This is a genomic window from Baekduia sp. (assembly GCF_035318805.1).
GTDB lineage: Bacteria > Actinomycetota > Thermoleophilia > Solirubrobacterales > Solirubrobacteraceae > Baekduia.
In genome coordinates, this window is sequence record NZ_DATHDY010000018.1 from 100,148 (window position 1) to 116,251 (window position 16,104).

Consider the following 16,104-nt stretch of genomic DNA (forward strand, 5'->3'; position numbering starts at 1 on the left):
AACGGTCAGGGGGCGGTGGGTGCGCCCGCGATCACGACCGCGCCCGGCTCGACGATCCGGGCCGGCACGCCGAGCGCGGCCGCCTCGCGCAGGAACGTACCCGCGGGATCGTCGGCCTGCGCGTAGATCGGGGGGTTGTGGATCGCGTCGTAGTGGATCGGGATGGCCTCGCCGGCCTGCAGGACGTGCGCCGCTGCGGCGGCCTCGGCGGCGCTCATGACCGCGGGGCGCGGCGAGCCCGGCTGGCGGTGGGGAAGGCTGACGAGCGGGCCGTTGACGGGCAGGAAGGCGTGGTCGACGTCGCCCAGGCGCATCCGCGCGCGCCACCACCAGCCGTGGAAGAGCGTGTCCCCGGCGTGCAGGATGCGCGTGCCCGCGGCCTCGACCACCCAGGACACCTGCGGGTCGCCGAAGCCGTCGACGGCGGGGATCGCCGTCGCGCGGAACGGTCCCACCTGCGCCGTCTCCCACGGCGCGACGACCTGCTGGGCGACGCCGAGCTCAGCCAGGCCCTGCTCGGCCGCCGCGGTGGCGGCCACCTCCAGGAACTCGCCCTCGGCGGCGGCGGGGCGCAGCAGCACGCCACCGGGCGCCAGCGCCGCCGCGATCGCCGCGGGATCGGCGTGGTCCTGATGCAGGTGGGTCACGAGGGCCAGCACGGCGGCGCCGGGCCGCGACGGGCCGGGCAGCGGCGTGTGCGGCACGCCCATGTACAGCTCCATCGGAGCGGCGTCCTGCAGCAGGTCGATGACGGCCGTGGCGCCGGAGGCCTCGAGCTCCAGGCCGGCCCAGCCGAGGCGGGTGATCTTCATGGCCGGGACTTATAGCGATCGACCGGTCGCTATGTCAATGGCGACCGAGCGATCGCTAAAGTCCGCTCGATGGCCCGCCGCTCCGTCGCCGACACCGCTCGCACCCACGCCGCGATCCTGGAGCGCTCGGTCGACGTCGCGTCGATCGAGGGCCTGGAGGGCCTGACGATCGGCCGCCTGGCGGCCGACCTGCAGATGAGCAAGGCCGGCCTCCTCGGGCACTTCGGCACCAAGGAGGAGCTGCAGCTGGCGGCGCTGGCCGCCGCCGTGCAGGTCTACCGGCGCGAGATCTGGGAGCCCGCGCAGTCCGCCGCCCCCGGGCGCGCGCGGCTGCTGGCCATCGCCGACGCGTGGCTGGACTACCTCGCCCGCGACGTCTTCCCGGGCGGCTGCTTCGTCACGGCGGCCTCGGCGGAGTTCGACGACCGGCCCGGCCGGGTGCGCGACGCGGTGGCCTCGGCCCACCGGCGCTGGATGGCCGTGCTGGCCGACGAGGCCCGCACGGCCATCCGGGCGGGCGAGCTCCCGCGCACGACCGATCCCGAGGACGTGGCGTTCGGGCTCAACGCCATCGCGATGGGCGTCAACCAGGCACGGCGCCTGCTGGGCGACGCCGCGGCGCCGGACCGCGGCTGGCGCGCGATGCGGACGCTACTGGGCTCGCCCCGCGCGAGACGGCGGCGCACTGCTGCGACGACGGGGCGCGCCCCCGCAGGGAGACGCGCCCTGTCCGACGCCTAGGGGTGCCGCAGGCGGCCAGCGAGCCCGATGCCCACGATGACCAGCCGTCGCCGCCGGAGGTGGGTCCCCAGTCGCGATAGCGACACAGTCTCCTAGACCGTGCGGACGTTGACCGCCTTGGGGCCCTTGGCCCCGGCCTCGGTGTCGTACTCGACGCGCGCGCCCTCGGCCAGGGAGCGGAAGCCGTCCGACTGGATGTCCCCGTGGTGGACGAACAGGTCTTTGCCCGACTCGTCCGGGGTGATGAACCCGAAGCCCTTCTCGTCACTGAACCACTTCACAACGCCCTGAGCCATCTGTCTGCTCCCACCCTCTCCGTGCCGGACGCGATCGCCCGGCTCTGATGGGCGGCAACCTAGCAGTATCAAGGGGTCCGCCGGAAGAGCTCCGGCGGACCCCGCCCGAATCGGGGGCTCAGATGAGCTCAGCCGGCGAGCAGCCGCTCGGCCACGCGGTCGGTCGCGTCGCCGTGTCCGCCGATCAGCCGGCGGGTCAGCTGCGCCCGGCGGAAGTACAGCGGGGCGTCGTGCTCCCACGTCGCGCCGATGCCGCCGTGGACGTTGATGACCGAGCGCGCGGCGGTGTCCAGCGCCGCCCCGGCCGCCGACCGCGCCGCGCTGGCGGCCAGCGGGAACTCGTCCGGCCCGTCGGTGCGCGCCCACCCGGCGTAGTACAGCAGCGAACGCGCGTTCTCCATGCGCCGCAGCACCTCGGTGAGCTCGTGCTTGATCGACTGGTACGAGCCGATCGCCCGACCGAACGTGAACCGCTCCTTCGCGTACCGGACGCTCATCTCCAGCGTGGTCTGCACCGTGCCGACGGCCTCGGCGGCCAGGAGCGCCTGCGCGACGTACCACGCATCGGCGGCGACGGCGTTGGCGGTCCCCGCAGCGTCTGTCGCCGATGTGGCCGCATCGGCGGCCACGGCCGCATCCACGGCCAGGGCCGTGCCGGGCGCGTTGTCCAGCGTCACGTTGGCCAGCGAGCGCGTGACGTCATAGCGCACGACCTGCTCGACGGTCACGCCCGCGGCGTGCGCGTCGACCACCGCGACCGTGCCGTCGGCGCCGACGACGACGAGCAGATCGGCGCCCGGCGCGTCGGGGACGAACGCGGCGTGCCCGGTGACCCGGACGCCGTCGCCGTCGCCGTCGCGCTCGATCCGCGGCGCCTCGTCGCGGGCGGAGCCCGGCGTGTCGACGGTCCAGCGGGTCTCGAGGTCGCCCGGCGGCCGCGTGGGGATCCACACCGGCCGGACCTCGCCGGCGGCGATCGCGGCCAGCTGGTCGTGCCCGGCGGCGTCGAGGATGGCCGTGGCGGGCAGCAGCCCGAGGAACGGCACGGGCGCGATCACACGGCCGAGCTCCTCGGCTACGAGCATCGCGTCGAACACGTCGAGCCCGGCGCCGCCCTGCGCGTCGCTGATCAGCAGCCCGGCCCAGCCGGCCTCGCGGGCGGCGGGCCAGAGGTCGGGCAGCTCGCCCAGGCCCTTGTCGAGCGCCTCGCGGGCGGCCTCGACGATCTTGTAGCGCGACAGCGTGCCGCGGGCGGCCTCGCGCAGGAACTCCTGCTCGTCGGTCAGCGAGAGGTTCATGCGGCTGAGCCCTCCTTCTCCTTGGCCCGCAGCTCGCTGAACGGGATGCCCTTGTCGAGCCGGGGCTCGGGCGGGAGGCCCAGGACGCGCTCGCCGATCGTGTTGCGCAGGATCGCCTCGGTGCCGCCGGCCGACTTCAGCCCCGGCAGGAAGGAGATCATGTAGGACCACTCGTTGTCCTCGTCCAGGGCGTCGGGCCCGAGGACGTCGGCGATCAGGTCGCCCGCGGCGATGGCCGCGTTGACGGTCGTCACCTTGGCCAGCCCGGCCTCGGGACCGGGGATCTGGCCCTGCGCGAGCGCCGAGAGCGTGCGGTAGCTGGCGAAGCGCAGCGCGAGCAGCTCGGTGCCGATCTCGCCCAGCGCCTTGCGCACCGACTTGTCCTTGACGGCGGACGGGTCGGAGGCCAGCGCCTTGGCGAAGCGGTCGGGCCGGTAGCCCATGCCCTCGGAGCCCAGGCCGATCGTCACGCGCTCGTACATGAGCACGGTCAGCGCGGTGCCCCAGCCGTTGTCGACGCCGCCGACGACGTACTCGGCCGGGACGCGCACGTCGTCGAAGAAGACCTCGTTGAACTCGGCCTCGCCGGAGATCTGGCGCAGCCCGCGGACCGTGATGCCCGGCGCGTCCATCGGCACCAGGAACATGGTCATGCCCTTGTGCTTGGGGACGTCGGGGTTCGTGCGGGCCAGCAGCAGGCCGTAGGAGGCGAACTGCGCGTTGGTCGTCCACACCTTCTGGCCGTTGAGGACGAACGCGCCGTCGTCCTCGCGGCGCGCGCGGGTCTGGACTGCGGCGAGGTCCGAGCCGGCGGCCGGCTCGGAGAAGAGCTGGCACCACACCTCGTCGCCGTGGAGCATCGGCCCCAGGTAGCGGCCCTTCTGCTCGTCGGTGCCGTGCGCGATGAGGCACGGGCCGAGCATGCCGATCCCGATGACGTCGAGGATGCCCGGCACGCCGGCGCGGGCGAGCTCCTGGTTGACGATGACCTGCTCGATCGGCCCGAGGCCCTGGCCGCCGAACTCCTCGGGCCAGGTGACGCCGGCCAGGCCGCCCTCGGCGAGCCTGCCCTGCCACGCGCGCCGCGCGGCCAGGTACTCGGCGTCCTCGGCCCCGGCGCGGGTGGCCCGCGCCTCGGGCGCGTCGGCCCTGTGCTGCTCGAGCCAGCCGCGCACCTTCTCGCGGTATGCGGCCTGCTCGGGCGTGTCGTTGAGATCCACGCTCGCCTCCTCTTTGGCTGGCTGGCCAGTCGGTTGGCGAGCAACTCTAAGGCACCGCCGAAGCTCAGGCGGACACGCAGACCACGTCGCGGCCCTGGGCCTTGGCGCGGCGCAGCGCCTGGCCGGCGCGCTCCAGCAGCTCGGAGACCGGCTCGTCGCCGTCCCAGCCCGCCACGCCGGCCGAGCAGGTCTGCCCGGAAGGGGTGCAGCGGCGCAGGCGGTCGACGAGCGCGTGCGCATCCGCCAGGGCGCAACCGGGGAGCAGCACCACGAACTCCTCGCCCCCGTAGCGGGCCAGGACGTCGCCGCTGCGCAGCTGGCTCGACCACGACGCGCAGGACGCCTTGAGCAGCGAGTCGCCGGCGGTGTGGCCGTAGGTGTCGTTGTAGGCCTTGAAGTGGTCGAGGTCCAGGATCGCGACCGCGACGGCCGTCAGGTCGCCGCGCGCGTTGAGCAGCGCGAGGTGCAGCTCGTCGTCCAGCGCCCGGCGGTTCAGCACGCCGGTCAGCGCGTCGGCGCGCGAGTGCTCGGCCAGGCGCGCGACGGTCTCCTGCTCGCGTTCACGTTCGCGCTCGACGTGCACGCTGACCAAGGCGGCCAGCGCGCGCAGCAGGTCGCGCGCGTCCTCGTCCATCGCGCGCGGCTGCGAGTCCATGACGCAGAGCGTGCCGATCTTGTGGCCGCCGGGCGTGCGGACGGGTGCGCCGGCGTAGAACCCGACGCGGCCGGCGGTGACGAGCGCGTGGTCGGCGAAGCGCGGGTCCGCGGCGGCGTCGGTGACGACCCACGGGTCGTCGTCGCCACCGACGACGTGCGCGCAGAAGGAGCTGTCGCGCGGCTCCGCGTCGCCGTGGTCGCACCCGACGCCGGCCTTCGTCCACCGGCGGTCGGCGTCGACGAGGTTGATCGCCGCGACCGGGGTGCGCAGCACGCGCGCGGTGAGCTCCACGAGCGCCTGGCAGGCCGGGTCCGCCGGCGAGTCGAGGAGCGTCAGACGCCGCAGGGCGGCGACGCGCTCGTGCTCGTCGGAGGGAATCGGCGGGAGGACGGCCATCGTTCGAGCGGATCGGCAGGCGGGCGCCGGTCTTCAGCGCAACGGACCGATCTCCGATGCGGCGCCGGCGATCAGGAGCTGGCGCGGAAGCCGCGGTCGAACAGCTTGATGGCCTGGCCGCCCGGGTCGGGCGAGTGCAGCAGCACGACGCCGAGGCGGTGGCCGTCGCGCCGGACGGCGGCGACCAGGCAGCGGCCCGCGGCGTCGGTGAACCCGGTCTTGATGCCCAGCGTGCCGGGATAGCGGCGCTGCAGCAGCGGGTTGTGGTTGTACAGGTACAGCTTGCCGCCCTTGATCGGGAACGGCAGGATGGCCTGGCGCCGCTTGACGACGCGCGCGATCCGCGGCTCGTCGAGCACCGCGCGCGCCTCGACCGCGAGGTCGGCCGCGCACGAGTGGTTGCCGCGGTCGGTGAAGCCGCTGGGCGTGGAGTAGCGCGTGCACGACAGGCCCATCGCCGTCGCGCGCTCGTTCATCTGCGCGACGAAGTGGTCGACCGTGCCGCTGGCGCGCTGGGCCAGCGCGATCGCCGCGTCGTTGCCCGAGGGCAGCAGCAGGCCGTGGAGCATCGCCGACAGGCCGACCCATTTGTTCTTGGGCAGCACCCCGACGCCGGAGCCCTGGTAGTGCAGCGCCTCCTTGGTGACCCGGACCTTCGCGCCGTCCGGCACGCGGTCGACCACCACGAGCGCGGTCATCATCTTGGTCACCGAGGCGATCGGCAGCACGCGCGTCGGGTCCTTGCGCCACAGGACGCGGCCGGTGTCGAGGTCGAAGAGCAGGCCGGCGCGCGGTGGGTGGCCGAACGTGATCTGCACCGGGTCGGGCGCGCCGGTCAGCGCCAGGGTGAGCGGCGAGGTCGCGGGCGACGGCGCGACCGGGCCGTTGGCGACCTGCAGCGGCTGCTGCGGCCCCGGGTCGAGCTCGCTGGTCGGGGTGCGGTCCTCGCTGCCGGCACAGCCCGCGCCGAGCAGCGCCGCGGCCAGCGCGGCGACGACCGTCTGGCGGCGCATCAGTGCGGCGGCTCCCGCAGCGCCCCGAAGATGCCGAAGCCGAGCATCGCGAGCACGAGGAGCGACAGGACGGTCAGCACGTCAGGGCCCTGGACGACGGCGACGTAGACCGTCAGGGCGAGCAGGACGGAGACGAGCACGAACGCGGCCACGAGGATGGGATGGGGCTGCACGAGCCGCCGCTCAGGTCGCCACGCGGGGCGGGCCGCCGGCGAGGTAGGCGGGGTTGCGGCGGGTGGCGAACAGCCTGATGAGCAGCAGGCCCGCGACGAACCCGCCGATATGCGCGAAGTACGCCACGCCGCCGCCGGAGCCGGTCGGGTCACTGAGCCCGTAGGCGCCGAACGCCACCTGCTCGACGATCCAGATCCCGAGCACGACGAGCGCGGGCACCTCGATGACCGTGAAGAACAGGATGATGAAGACGACCGTCAGGACGCGGGCGCGCGGGTAGAGCAGGATGTAGCCGCCCAGCACCGCCGCGATGGCGCCCGAGGCGCCGAGGGTCGGTCCCGTCGAGCTCGGGTCGACGGCGATCTGCAGCCCCAGCGCCGCGAGCCCGCCGAGCAGGTAGAAGATGATGAACTTGAGCTTGCCCATCGAGTCCTCGACGTTGTTGCCGAAGATCCACAGGAAGAGCATGTTGCCGGCCAGGTGCAGCAGGCCGCCGTGGGTGAACATCGAGGTGAAGACGGTAAAGGGCGTGCTGAGTTGCGCCTCGGGCCGGCCGGTGGTCCCCGGCTGGCCCTGGCAGGCGACCTGCCCCGACCCCGGGTCGAAGTCGCAGTGCTTGCCCCAGTGCGTGATCTCGTAGGGCACGACGCTGTAGTGCGTGAGGCTCGACTGGTCCAGGCTGTTGCCGCTGAAGTCGACGCCGCTCTTCTTCTGCAGGAACAGGTAGACGACGCAGTTGATGATGATGAGCGCGACCGTGACCAGCGGGAACCGCTCGGTCGGGATGTTGTCCTTGATCGGGAACACGCGCTCGGGGCGACGCGGGCGCTGCGGGCTACCCGGCGGCGAGCGGCCCGACGCCCGGCTCGGGCTGGGGGACGTGCTCGTCGGCGTGGTAGGAGCTGCGCACCAGCGGGCCGGCGGCGACGTGGTCGAAGCCCATCGCCATGCCGGCGGCCGCGAGGGCGTCGAACTCGTCGGGGTGCCAGTAGCGCACGAGCGGCAGGTGGCGCTCGGTCGGCCGCAGGTACTGGCCGATGGTGATGACCTGGACGCCACGGTCGCGGAGCTGGCCGAGCGCGTCGACCATCTCGTCGTGCGTCTCGCCGAGGCCGACCATCAGGCCGGACTTCGTCACGACCTCGTCGCCGCCCATGTCCTTCGCGGTCTCCAGGACGCGCAGCGAACGCTGCCACGTCGAGCCGCGGCGCGCGATCGAGTACAGGCGCGGGACGACCTCGACGTTGTGGTTGAAGACGTCGGGGCGCTCGGCGATGACCTTCGCGAGCGGCATGTCGAGGCCTTGGAAGTCGGGCGTGAGGACCTCGACCTTGCACTTGGGCGCCTGGCGGCGGATCTGGCGGATGACGCCGACGAACGCGTGGGCGCCCTTGTCGGGCATGTCATCGCGGTCGACGGAGGTGATGACCGCGTGGCGCAGGCCCATGCGCGCGACCTGGCGGGCGACGCGCGCGGGCTCCAGCGGGTCGTTCCAGGTCGGCTTGCCGGTCTTGACGTGGCAGAACCCGCAGCGGCGGGTGCACGTGTCGCCGAGGATCATGAACGTCGCGGTGCCGCGCTCCCAGCACTCGCCGATGTTCGGGCAGGCGGCCTCCTGGCACACCGTGTGCAGGTTGTCGTCCTCGATGCGGCTCTTGAGCTCGCGGTACGTCGGCCCGCCGGGCATCGGCACCTTGAACCACTTCGGCTTGCGCGCCTTGATGTCGAGCACGTCGGGGCCCAGGACCTTCAGGACGTCCATGCCGCCCGGGTTGGACCGGGATCGGGTCTTGTGCTCGCGCTGCTGCGTCGTCGGTTCGGCGGCCATCGCCGCTCGTAGGCTACCGAGCGGCCGTCGCGACCCGGTGGCCGCTCGCGCGGATCAGGTCCATGCTGGAGCGCACGAGCGCGACGAGGGCGAAGACGAAGAGCGCGAGCTGCAGCGAGGCGTGGTCCGTCGGCCCGCCCCGCCAGGTGATCGCGGCGGCGCCTGCAGTCAGGAAGCAGAGGTCGCCGGCCAGCGGACCGGTCAGGAGGATCGCGGTGCTGCGGCGGCGCGAGGCGGTGGGGGCGTGCAGGCACTCGCCGCCCCACGGCCAGCGCGTCGTCGCGCCGATGAGCAGGCGCCCGACGCGTACGGAGAACAGCGGCCGGCCCGAGCCGAGCAGGACGCACACCCGCCCGCGCGTCAGGGCGAGCGCCGCGACGGCACGGCCGAGCTCATGGACGAGGGTCGCCGGGACCGAGGCGACGAAGGCGACGAGGAGGATCTGCAGCAGCGTGCGGTCCATGGCTGCCCCAGGACATCGGCCGCGGCGGGGCGCACCTTGACCGGCCGGCGTGCAACTCAGCCGACGGGCAGCCCGGCGAGCTCGCGCTCCAGCCGCGCGGGCGTCACGATCCGCTGGCGCCGGCCCATGCCTTCGGCGAGCCGGTGCGCGAGGCGCTTGCGGAAGCAGTCCATGACGTCGGCGCCGACCGCGACCTCCTCCGCGATCGACGTCATCGCCACGCCGCCGAGGCCGCACGGGACGATCCACTCGAAGGGCGTGAGGTCGCCGTCGACGTTGACCGACAGGCCGTGGGTCGTCACGCCGTGGGAGATGTGCAGGCCGATGCTGCCGATCTTGCGCTCGCCGACCCAGACGCCGGTGAAGTCGCGGCCGTCGGCGGCGCGGCCGCGGCCGGCGACGCCCGCCTGCGCCAGCGCCTCGACCATCGCCTGCTCCAGCAGGCCGACGAAGCCCATGACGTCGCCCACGCGCACGACCGGGTAGGCGACGAGCTGGCCCGGGCCGTGGAAGGTGACCTTGCCGCCGCGGTCGACGTCGACGATCTCGATCCCGCGCTCGGCGTAGAACGCCTCGCCGAGCGGCAGCTCGCCGGGCGCGGCGCGGCGCCCACGCGTGTAGACGGGCGGGTGCTCGAGCAGCAGCACGGTGTCGGGGATGGCGTCGGCCTGGCGCGCGGCGCGCACGCGCTCCTGCAGGGCGAGGGCCTCGCCGTAGGGCACGGTGCCGAGGTGCACGGTCCAGAGATCCACGCACACGATGGTGCCACATGGGGTAACCGGGCCCCATGGCTTCCACGATCACGCTGATTCCCAAGGACGACGACGGCGAGACGATCCTCGACCAGTTCGAGGAACGCACCGGCCTGGAGCCCGAGGACAAGGGCGACGAGGACGAGCGCATCTACCCGCTCGAGGGTGACGACCACCAGATCGAGATCGTCGAGACGCTCGACGACATCGACGTCGACTGGACCAAGCACGTCGCGCTCGGGCAGCCGGGCTGACGGCTCGGCGCGGAGGGATGGACCGGCCCTGCGACACTCGGCACGATGCCCGACCGCGAGGCGACCGCGATGTGGCGCTCCCGGCTGCGCTGGCGGCTCACCGGCGCCTGGCAGTGGCCGGCGTTCGCCGTCCTCACCGCGGTCGACGCCGTGGTGCTCGCCCGGTTGCCGTTCGCCGGCGGGAAGTCCGACCTGCTCGGGTGCGTCCTGGCCGCGGGCTTCCTGAACCTCATCGTGGTCGCGGTGGTGCCGCACGCCGGGGGCGCGCTCCTGCGCCGCCGGCGCACCCACCTGCCGCGCGAGGTGGCCGGCGACCAGGCGGCGACGTTCGGGCTCGTCGGGCTGGCGGCGCTGCTGCTCGTCGGCGGGCTGGTCCACCGCCCGGCGCTGCGCGAGCGCGAGGGAGAGTCCGCGCGCGGCGTGTCGGCGGCCACGGTGTTCGCCGGCCACCACGCGCCTCGCGCGTACCTGCCGCTGCACGGCGGCGACACCGTCCAGAACGGCGACCACCTGTTCCGCACGTGCTTCGAAGGACCCGATCCGCGGCGCGACTACTGCGTGTTCGTGCGCACCGACGAGGGGGCGCCGGTCCTGCGGCGCGACCCGGACCAATCGCCGAACTCGGCGATCTCCGGGGCCGGCGACCCGGGCCGCTCGGGTGCCTGACGGCGTATGTCGGCGATCTGACCTCAAGCACATCGGACCGATGACCGATATCGCTCTGGAATGCGGTCTCTGCGCACAGCGATCGGCGGCCTGAGGGCGTCCGCGGCGCTGGTCGCGGCGGCCGCGGTCTCGCTCGCCGTCCTGAGCGGCGGGCTCGCGTTCCACGCGTGGACCCACGGGCCGGGCGGCGGCGCCTCGCTCGATCAGGAGATCCCTGGCGCCGGTGACCGCCGCGCGGCGGCGCGACCGATCACGCTGACGTCCGCGGCATCCGCTTCAGCTTCCGGGCAGGACACGGCGGGCCGGCGTGCGGGGGCCGGTCCGCGCGCCGGCGTGCGCGACCGCTCCGGCACGCCCCGGCGGCGCGCCGAGGCGGCGCCGGGCGGCCCGCCCGCCGCGGGCGCGCCCACGGTGGGAACGGCGGCGCCGGTCGCCGGCGCTGCGCCGTCGCCGGGTGGCGCGACGGCGCCGAGCGGCTCGTCGGGCTCCTCGGGCTCGGGCGCCTCGGGCGCCGGGTCGGGCGCGGGCGGGGGCGGCGCCGCGCCGGCTCCGTCGGCCCCAGGCGCTCCGCTGCCGGTGCCGTCCACGCCGGCCGCCCCAAGTACGCCGGCTCAGGCCGCGCAGGACACCACCGCCGCGGTCGGCGCCACCGTCACGAACGTCACCGGGGCCGCGGGCGCGGCGCTGCGGCCCGTCGCGCCGCCGGTCGCCGACACGGTCGAGCGGGCCGGCCAGGCCGCCGACGACGCGGTGACGCAGGTCGGGCAGGTCGTCGGGGGCATCCTCGGCGGCGGTCCCCCGCGCAAGTAGGCCTACAGGTACAGCGACGCGGGCTGCTCCAGCAGCTCGCGGATCCGCGCGAGGAGCTGCGCGGCACCCGCGCCGAAGAGGATCCGGCTGTCGCACACCAGCGTCGCGTGCAGCACGTGGCGGACGGCCACCTCGCCGTCGACCACGGTCGGCCGTTGCACCGGCGCGCCGACCGCGAGGACCGCGGCCTGCGGCGTGGTGATGATCGGGGCGAACGCGGTGGTGCCGTAGGCGCCGAGGCTCGACACGGTGAACGTGCCGCCGCTGACCTCGGGGGGCGTGATCGTGCCCGCCCGGACCTTCTCGGCGGCGGCGCGCGTCTCGCGGGCGATCTGGCGCAGCGCCTTGTCGTCGGCGTCGAAGACCGTGGGGAAGACGAGGTTGTCCTCCGTCGCCACCGCGACGGAGACGTTGACGCGCGAGTAGAGCTCGAAGTGCCCGTCCTTGTAGCTGCCGTTGGCGCGCGGGAGCTCGCGCAGGGCCAGGCCGGCGGCCTTGATGACCATGTCGTCGATCGTCGGCGTGACGTCGAGGCCCATCGCGTCGAGCTGCGCCCGCGTCCGCACGCAGCCCTCCACGTCGATCTCGGTGGTCAGCGTGAGCTCGGGGACCGTGGCCTTGGCCTCCGCCATCCGCCGCGCGAGGGACCGCTGCGCGCGCGTGGGCTCCAGGATCGAGACGTCGCCCTTCGACGTGCCGGTCTCGGCGAGGGTGGGGACCTCCGGCGTGGCCGCGGCCTCGACGTCGGCGCGCACGATCCGGCCGCCCGGGCCCGTGCCCTCGACGCCCTGCAGGTCGACGCCCTGCTCGCGGGCGATCGCGCGCGCCAGCGGCGAGGCCATCACGCGCCCGGCGTCCTGCGCGCCGTCGACCGCGATCCGGGCGATCACGGCGCCGACCGGCAGCGTCTCGCCCTCCGCGGCGACCGGCTCCAGCACGCCGTCGGCGTCGGCCTCGAAGGTCGTCGTCGCCTTGTCGGTCTCGATCTCGGCGAGCGGCTCGCCGCGGCGCACGACGTCGCCGGCGTGCCTGAGCCAGCGCAGGATCGTCCCCTCTTGCATCGAGTCGGTCAGGCGGGGCATGGTGACGTCGGGCACGGGACGCCTAAATATCGCGGAACGTCGCCAGCGCCGCCGTCACGACGTCGTGCTCGTGCGGGAAGGCGACCTGCTCGAGGCTCTTGGCGTAGGGCGTCGGCACGTCGGCGCCCGTGACGCGGCCGACCGGCGCGTCGAGCCAGTCGAAGGCCTGCTCGGTGATCTGCACCGCGAGGTCGGCGGCCACGCCGCCGCGCGGCCACCCCTCCTCGACGATCACGCAGCGGTTGGTCTTGCGCACCGAGGCGAGGATCGTCTCGAGGTCCAGCGGGCGCAGCGTGCGCGGGTCGATCACCTCGGCGGAGATGCCGTGCTCTGCGTGCAGCAGGTCGGCCGCGCGCCACGCGGTCATCGCCTGGCGCGAGATGCCGACGAGCGTGACGTCGGTCCCTTCGCGACGGATGGCGGCGCGGCCGAAGGCGACGACGTGATCCACGTCGAGGTCCGGCACCTCGCCGCGCTGCCCGTAGAGATGCTCGTGCTCGATGAAGACGACCGGATCATCGCTGCGGATCGCGGCCTTCAGCAGGCCCTTGGCGTCCGCCGGGGTGGACGGCGCGGCGACGAGCAGGCCGGGGACGTGCACGAAGAACGCCTCCCACGAGTGCGAGTGCGTCGGCCCGAGCTGGTGGCCGGCGCCCTGCGGCATCCGGATCACCAGCGGGACGCGCGCCTGCCCGCCGAACATGTAGTGGATCTGCGCCGCGTGGTTGACGATCTGGTCCATCGCCAGCAGCGAGAAGTTGATGGTCATCATCTCGACCACCGGCCGCAGCCCGGCCATCGCGGCGCCGACGCCCATGCCGACGGTCGTGTTCTCCGAGATCGGCGTGTCGCGCACGCGCCGCTCGCCGAACTCGGAGAGCAGGCCCTCGGTGACGCCGAACGCGCCGTCGAAGAGCCCGATGTCCTGGCCCATCAGCAGCACGGTCTCGTCGCGCCGCAGCTCCTCGCGCAGCGCCTCGTTGAGCGCCTCGCGGTAGCGGATCGTGCGGCTCACGCGACGTGGACGTCGTCGTGGAGCGACTCGGGCCGCGGCTCCGGCGACGCTTCGGCGAACGCCACCGCCGCATCGACGCGCGCGGCCGCCTCGGCCTGCAGCGCCCCGCGGGCCTCCTGGGTGATGGCGCCCTCGGCCACCAGGCGGCGGGCGAAGGTCAGCAGCGGGTCGCGGCGCCGCCACTCCTCGCGCTCCCCGTCGGAGCGCTGCGCGTCGGGATCGGCCGCGGAGTGGCCGCGGAAGCGCTGGGTCGCTGCCTCGACGAGGATCGGCCGGCGCTCCTCGCGGGCGAGCCGCAGCGCGTCGCCGACCACGTTGTAGGCGTCGATGACGTCCATGCCGTCGCAGCGCAGGCCCGCGACGCCGAAGCCCTCCGCGCGGCGCAGCAGGTCCTCGACGGCCGAGTGGCGCGCCGGAGTGGCGCCCGGCCCCGACCGGTTGTTGGTGACCAGGAACACGACCGGCAGCTTCCACAGCGCCGCGAGGTTCAGGGTCTCGCTGAAGGTGCCCTGGTTGGACGCCCCGTCGCCGAACTGGCAGAGCGTCACGTCGTCGCGGCCGAGCTGGTCGGAGGCCAGCGCGATGCCGGCGGCGATCGGCAGGTTGCCGCCGACGATGCCGAAGCCGCCCATGAACCGCCGCGACACGTCGGCCATGTGCATCGATCCGCCGCGGCCCCGGGAGACGCCGTCGACCCGGCCGAGCAGCTCGGCCATCACGTGGTCGGGGCTGGTGCCGCGGGCGAGCGCGTGCCCGTGCGAGCGGTAGGTCGAGACGAGGAAGTCGGTGTCGCGCAGGGCCCTCACGGTCCCGACGATCACGGCCTCCTCGCCGATCGACTGGTGCAGGAAGCCGCCGATGGCGCCCTTGGCGTACAGGTCGCCCGCGCGCTCCTCGAAGCGCCGGATCAGGAGCATGGCCCGCAGCCACTCCTTGGCCACGCCGGCGTCGGGCAGCGGATGGTCGGCCATGGTGGCGCGAGCGTACCGCAGGGCCGCGACCCCGCTTGCGGAGTCGCGGCCGGCAGCACTGCAACGGGGGAGGGCGGGTCAGAGCAGCGTCACGACCGACTTGACCTCGGTGTAGAGCTCGAGGGCCTCGGCGCCCATCTCCCGGCCCCAGCCAGACTCCTTGTAGCCGCCGAAGGGGAGGGCCGCGTCGAACACGTTGTAGCAGTTGATCCACACCGTTCCGGCGCGCAGCTTCTTGGCCGTGCGGTGGGCCTTGCTGAGGTCGCTGGTCCAGACGCCGGAGGCGAGGCCGAACGAGGTCCCGTTGGCCTGGCCGACCAGTTCGGACGGATCCTTGAACGGCCGCACGGTGACGACCGGGCCGAAGATCTCCTCGGCCTCGACCTTCATCTGCGGGTTGGTGCCGGCCAGGACGGTCGGCTCGACGAAGTAGCCGCGGTCGCCGCGGCGCTTGCCGCCCGCGACGGTCTCGGCGCCCTCGGTCTCGCCGGAGGCGAGGAAGCCGCAGACGCGGTCGAGCTGCTCCTGGGAGACCAGCGGGCCCATCTGCGTGTTGGGGTCGATGCCCGGGCCGACCTGGATCGAGCGCGCGTGGTCGGCGACGCCGGAGACGACGTCGTCGTAGACCGACTGCTCGACGAACAGCCGCGAGCCCGCCGCGCAGCACTGGCCGTGGTTGAAGAAGATCGCGTTGGCGGCGCCGGGGATCGCGGTCTCCAGATCGGCGTCGGCGTACACGACGTTCGGCGACTTGCCGCCGAGCTCGAGCGAGACCTTCTTCAGGTTGCCGGCCGCGGCCTGCAGGATCAGCCGGCCGACCTCCGTCGAGCCGGTGAACGCGACCTTGTCGACGTCCGGGTGGGCGGCCAGCGGGGCGCCGGTCTCCTCGCCGTAGCCGGTGACGACGTTGACGACGCCGGGCGGGATCCCGGCCTCCAGGCAGAGCTCGCCGAGGCGCAGCGCGCTGAGCGGCGTCTGCTCGGCGGGCTTGAGGATCACCGTGCAGCCGGTGGCCAGCGCGGGGCCGAGCTTCCACGCGGCCATCAGCAGCGGGAAGTTCCACGGGATGATCTGGCCCACGACGCCGACGGGATCGTGCAGCGTGTAGGCGTGCCACTCGGCACCCGGCATGTACGGCACGGAGATCTGCAGGGTCGAGCCCCCGCTCTTGGTGGTCCAGCCCGACATGTAGTGGAACAGGTCGGCGGCCAGCGGGACGTCGGCGGCCTTGGCGACGCTCAGCGGCTTGCCGTTGTCCAGCGTCTCCAGCGTGGCGATCTCGTCGCGGTTCTCGAGGATCAGGTCGCCGAGGCGATGGATCACGCGGCCGCGCTCCGAGGGCGACATGCGCCGCCACGGGGAGTCGTCGTCGAACGCCGCGCGCGCGGTCTTGACCGCGCGGTCGATGTCCTCGCTGCTGCCCCGCGGGACGGTGGCCAGCACGTCGCCGGTCGCGGGGTCGTAGGTCTCGAAGGTCTGTCCGGACGCCGCCGGCACCCACTCGCCGCCGATGAGCATCGAATGCTCCCGGCCGATGAAGTCACGGGCGTGCTGATCGATCTGTGCGTCGAGGGCCATGGGGTCTCCTCCTGCGTTGCCGACAGTTGGCGCGACCGTAGGCGGCAGGGGGTTGCAACCCCGTTGCACGAGGCGTA

19 protein-coding genes are annotated in these 16,104 nt (G+C 73.8%); 4 read left to right on the forward strand and 15 right to left on the reverse strand.

From position 1 onward, the window contains the following. Positions 1-5: 5 nt before the first annotated feature. Positions 6-812: an MBL fold metallo-hydrolase gene (locus VK501_RS04730; protein ID WP_324335154.1), complete on the reverse strand. Its 807-nt coding sequence runs from the start codon at positions 810-812 to the stop codon at positions 6-8. A 69-nt stretch (positions 813-881) separates the two neighbouring features. Between VK501_RS04730 and VK501_RS04735 the strand changes: the two genes are divergently transcribed. Beyond that, entirely contained in the window at positions 882-1,553 is a 672-nt protein-coding gene (locus tag VK501_RS04735) for a TetR/AcrR family transcriptional regulator (RefSeq protein ID WP_324335156.1), read from the forward strand. Between the two features lie 92 nt (positions 1,554-1,645). On the opposite strand, the gene VK501_RS04740 is transcribed toward VK501_RS04735, so the two are convergent. The 10 genes from VK501_RS04740 to lipB form a co-directional block, all read right to left on the reverse strand. Then, on the reverse strand, positions 1,646-1,849 hold the full coding sequence (locus VK501_RS04740; RefSeq protein WP_324335158.1) for a cold-shock protein: 204 nt from the start codon (positions 1,847-1,849) through the stop codon (positions 1,646-1,648). A gap of 128 nt (positions 1,850-1,977) precedes the next feature. After that, entirely contained in the window at positions 1,978-3,147 is a 1,170-nt protein-coding gene (locus VK501_RS04745) for an acyl-CoA dehydrogenase family protein (protein ID WP_324335160.1), read from the reverse strand. Further along, a complete protein-coding gene (locus VK501_RS04750) occupies positions 3,144-4,367 on the reverse strand; it encodes an acyl-CoA dehydrogenase family protein (protein WP_324335162.1) in 1,224 nt (407 codons plus the stop codon). The genes VK501_RS04745 and VK501_RS04750 overlap by 4 nt, the downstream gene beginning before the upstream one ends. 64 nt (positions 4,368-4,431) lie before the next feature. Continuing rightward, entirely contained in the window at positions 4,432-5,421 is a 990-nt protein-coding gene (locus VK501_RS04755; protein ID WP_324335164.1) for a sensor domain-containing diguanylate cyclase, read from the reverse strand. A gap of 71 nt (positions 5,422-5,492) precedes the next feature. Further along, a complete protein-coding gene (locus VK501_RS04760; RefSeq protein WP_324335166.1) occupies positions 5,493-6,434 on the reverse strand; it encodes a D-alanyl-D-alanine carboxypeptidase family protein in 942 nt (313 codons plus the stop codon). Further along, positions 6,434-6,607 (reverse strand): hypothetical protein, encoded by a 174-nt coding sequence (locus VK501_RS04765; RefSeq protein ID WP_324335168.1) that lies wholly within the window; start codon positions 6,605-6,607, stop codon positions 6,434-6,436. The genes VK501_RS04760 and VK501_RS04765 overlap by 1 nt, the downstream gene beginning before the upstream one ends. Positions 6,608-6,617: 10 nt before the next feature. After that, complete coding sequence (locus tag VK501_RS04770) at positions 6,618-7,415, reverse strand: rhomboid family intramembrane serine protease (protein WP_324335170.1); 798 nt, start codon at positions 7,413-7,415, stop codon at positions 6,618-6,620. A gap of 28 nt (positions 7,416-7,443) precedes the next feature. Beyond that, complete coding sequence (gene lipA / locus VK501_RS04775; protein WP_349260972.1) at positions 7,444-8,436, reverse strand: lipoyl synthase; 993 nt, start codon at positions 8,434-8,436, stop codon at positions 7,444-7,446. A gap of 13 nt (positions 8,437-8,449) precedes the next feature. Next, complete coding sequence (locus tag VK501_RS04780; protein ID WP_324335172.1) at positions 8,450-8,899, reverse strand: hypothetical protein; 450 nt, start codon at positions 8,897-8,899, stop codon at positions 8,450-8,452. 56 nt (positions 8,900-8,955) lie between these two features. Then, complete coding sequence (gene lipB, locus VK501_RS04785; protein WP_324335174.1) at positions 8,956-9,651, reverse strand: lipoyl(octanoyl) transferase LipB; 696 nt, start codon at positions 9,649-9,651, stop codon at positions 8,956-8,958. A gap of 35 nt (positions 9,652-9,686) precedes the next feature. On the opposite strand from lipB, the gene VK501_RS04790 reads away from it, so the two are divergent. The 3 genes from VK501_RS04790 to VK501_RS04800 are packed head-to-tail and all read left to right on the forward strand — an operon-like array spanning position 9,687 to position 11,381. Beyond that, positions 9,687-9,905: a hypothetical protein gene (locus VK501_RS04790; RefSeq protein WP_324335176.1), complete on the forward strand. Its 219-nt coding sequence runs from the start codon at positions 9,687-9,689 to the stop codon at positions 9,903-9,905. Positions 9,906-9,950: 45 nt separating this feature from the next. Continuing rightward, the gene (locus VK501_RS04795; protein WP_324335178.1) at positions 9,951-10,571 is read left to right on the forward strand and encodes a hypothetical protein; all 621 of its coding nucleotides are present in this window, start codon (positions 9,951-9,953) and stop codon (positions 10,569-10,571) included. Positions 10,572-10,631: 60 nt separating this feature from the next. Beyond that, the gene (locus VK501_RS04800) at positions 10,632-11,381 is read left to right on the forward strand and encodes a hypothetical protein (protein WP_324335179.1); all 750 of its coding nucleotides are present in this window, start codon (positions 10,632-10,634) and stop codon (positions 11,379-11,381) included. Positions 11,382-11,383: 2 nt separating this feature from the next. Here VK501_RS04800 and VK501_RS04805 read toward each other — a convergent pair whose 3' ends face one another. The 4 genes from VK501_RS04805 to VK501_RS04820 form a co-directional block, all read right to left on the reverse strand. Continuing rightward, positions 11,384-12,478, reverse strand: coding sequence for a dihydrolipoamide acetyltransferase family protein (locus VK501_RS04805; RefSeq protein WP_324335181.1), 1,095 nt, complete (start codon positions 12,476-12,478; stop codon positions 11,384-11,386). Positions 12,479-12,485: 7 nt separating this feature from the next. Continuing rightward, positions 12,486-13,478: an alpha-ketoacid dehydrogenase subunit beta gene (locus VK501_RS04810; RefSeq protein ID WP_324335183.1), complete on the reverse strand. Its 993-nt coding sequence runs from the start codon at positions 13,476-13,478 to the stop codon at positions 12,486-12,488. Continuing rightward, positions 13,475-14,449 carry a thiamine pyrophosphate-dependent enzyme gene (locus VK501_RS04815; protein WP_324335185.1) on the reverse strand — a complete coding sequence of 325 codons (975 nt, stop codon included), beginning with the start codon at positions 14,447-14,449 and terminating at the stop codon, positions 13,475-13,477. The genes VK501_RS04810 and VK501_RS04815 overlap by 4 nt, the downstream gene beginning before the upstream one ends. A 78-nt stretch (positions 14,450-14,527) precedes the next feature. Then, a complete protein-coding gene (locus tag VK501_RS04820; RefSeq protein ID WP_324335187.1) occupies positions 14,528-16,027 on the reverse strand; it encodes an aldehyde dehydrogenase family protein in 1,500 nt (499 codons plus the stop codon). Positions 16,028-16,104: the final 77 nt, after the last annotated feature.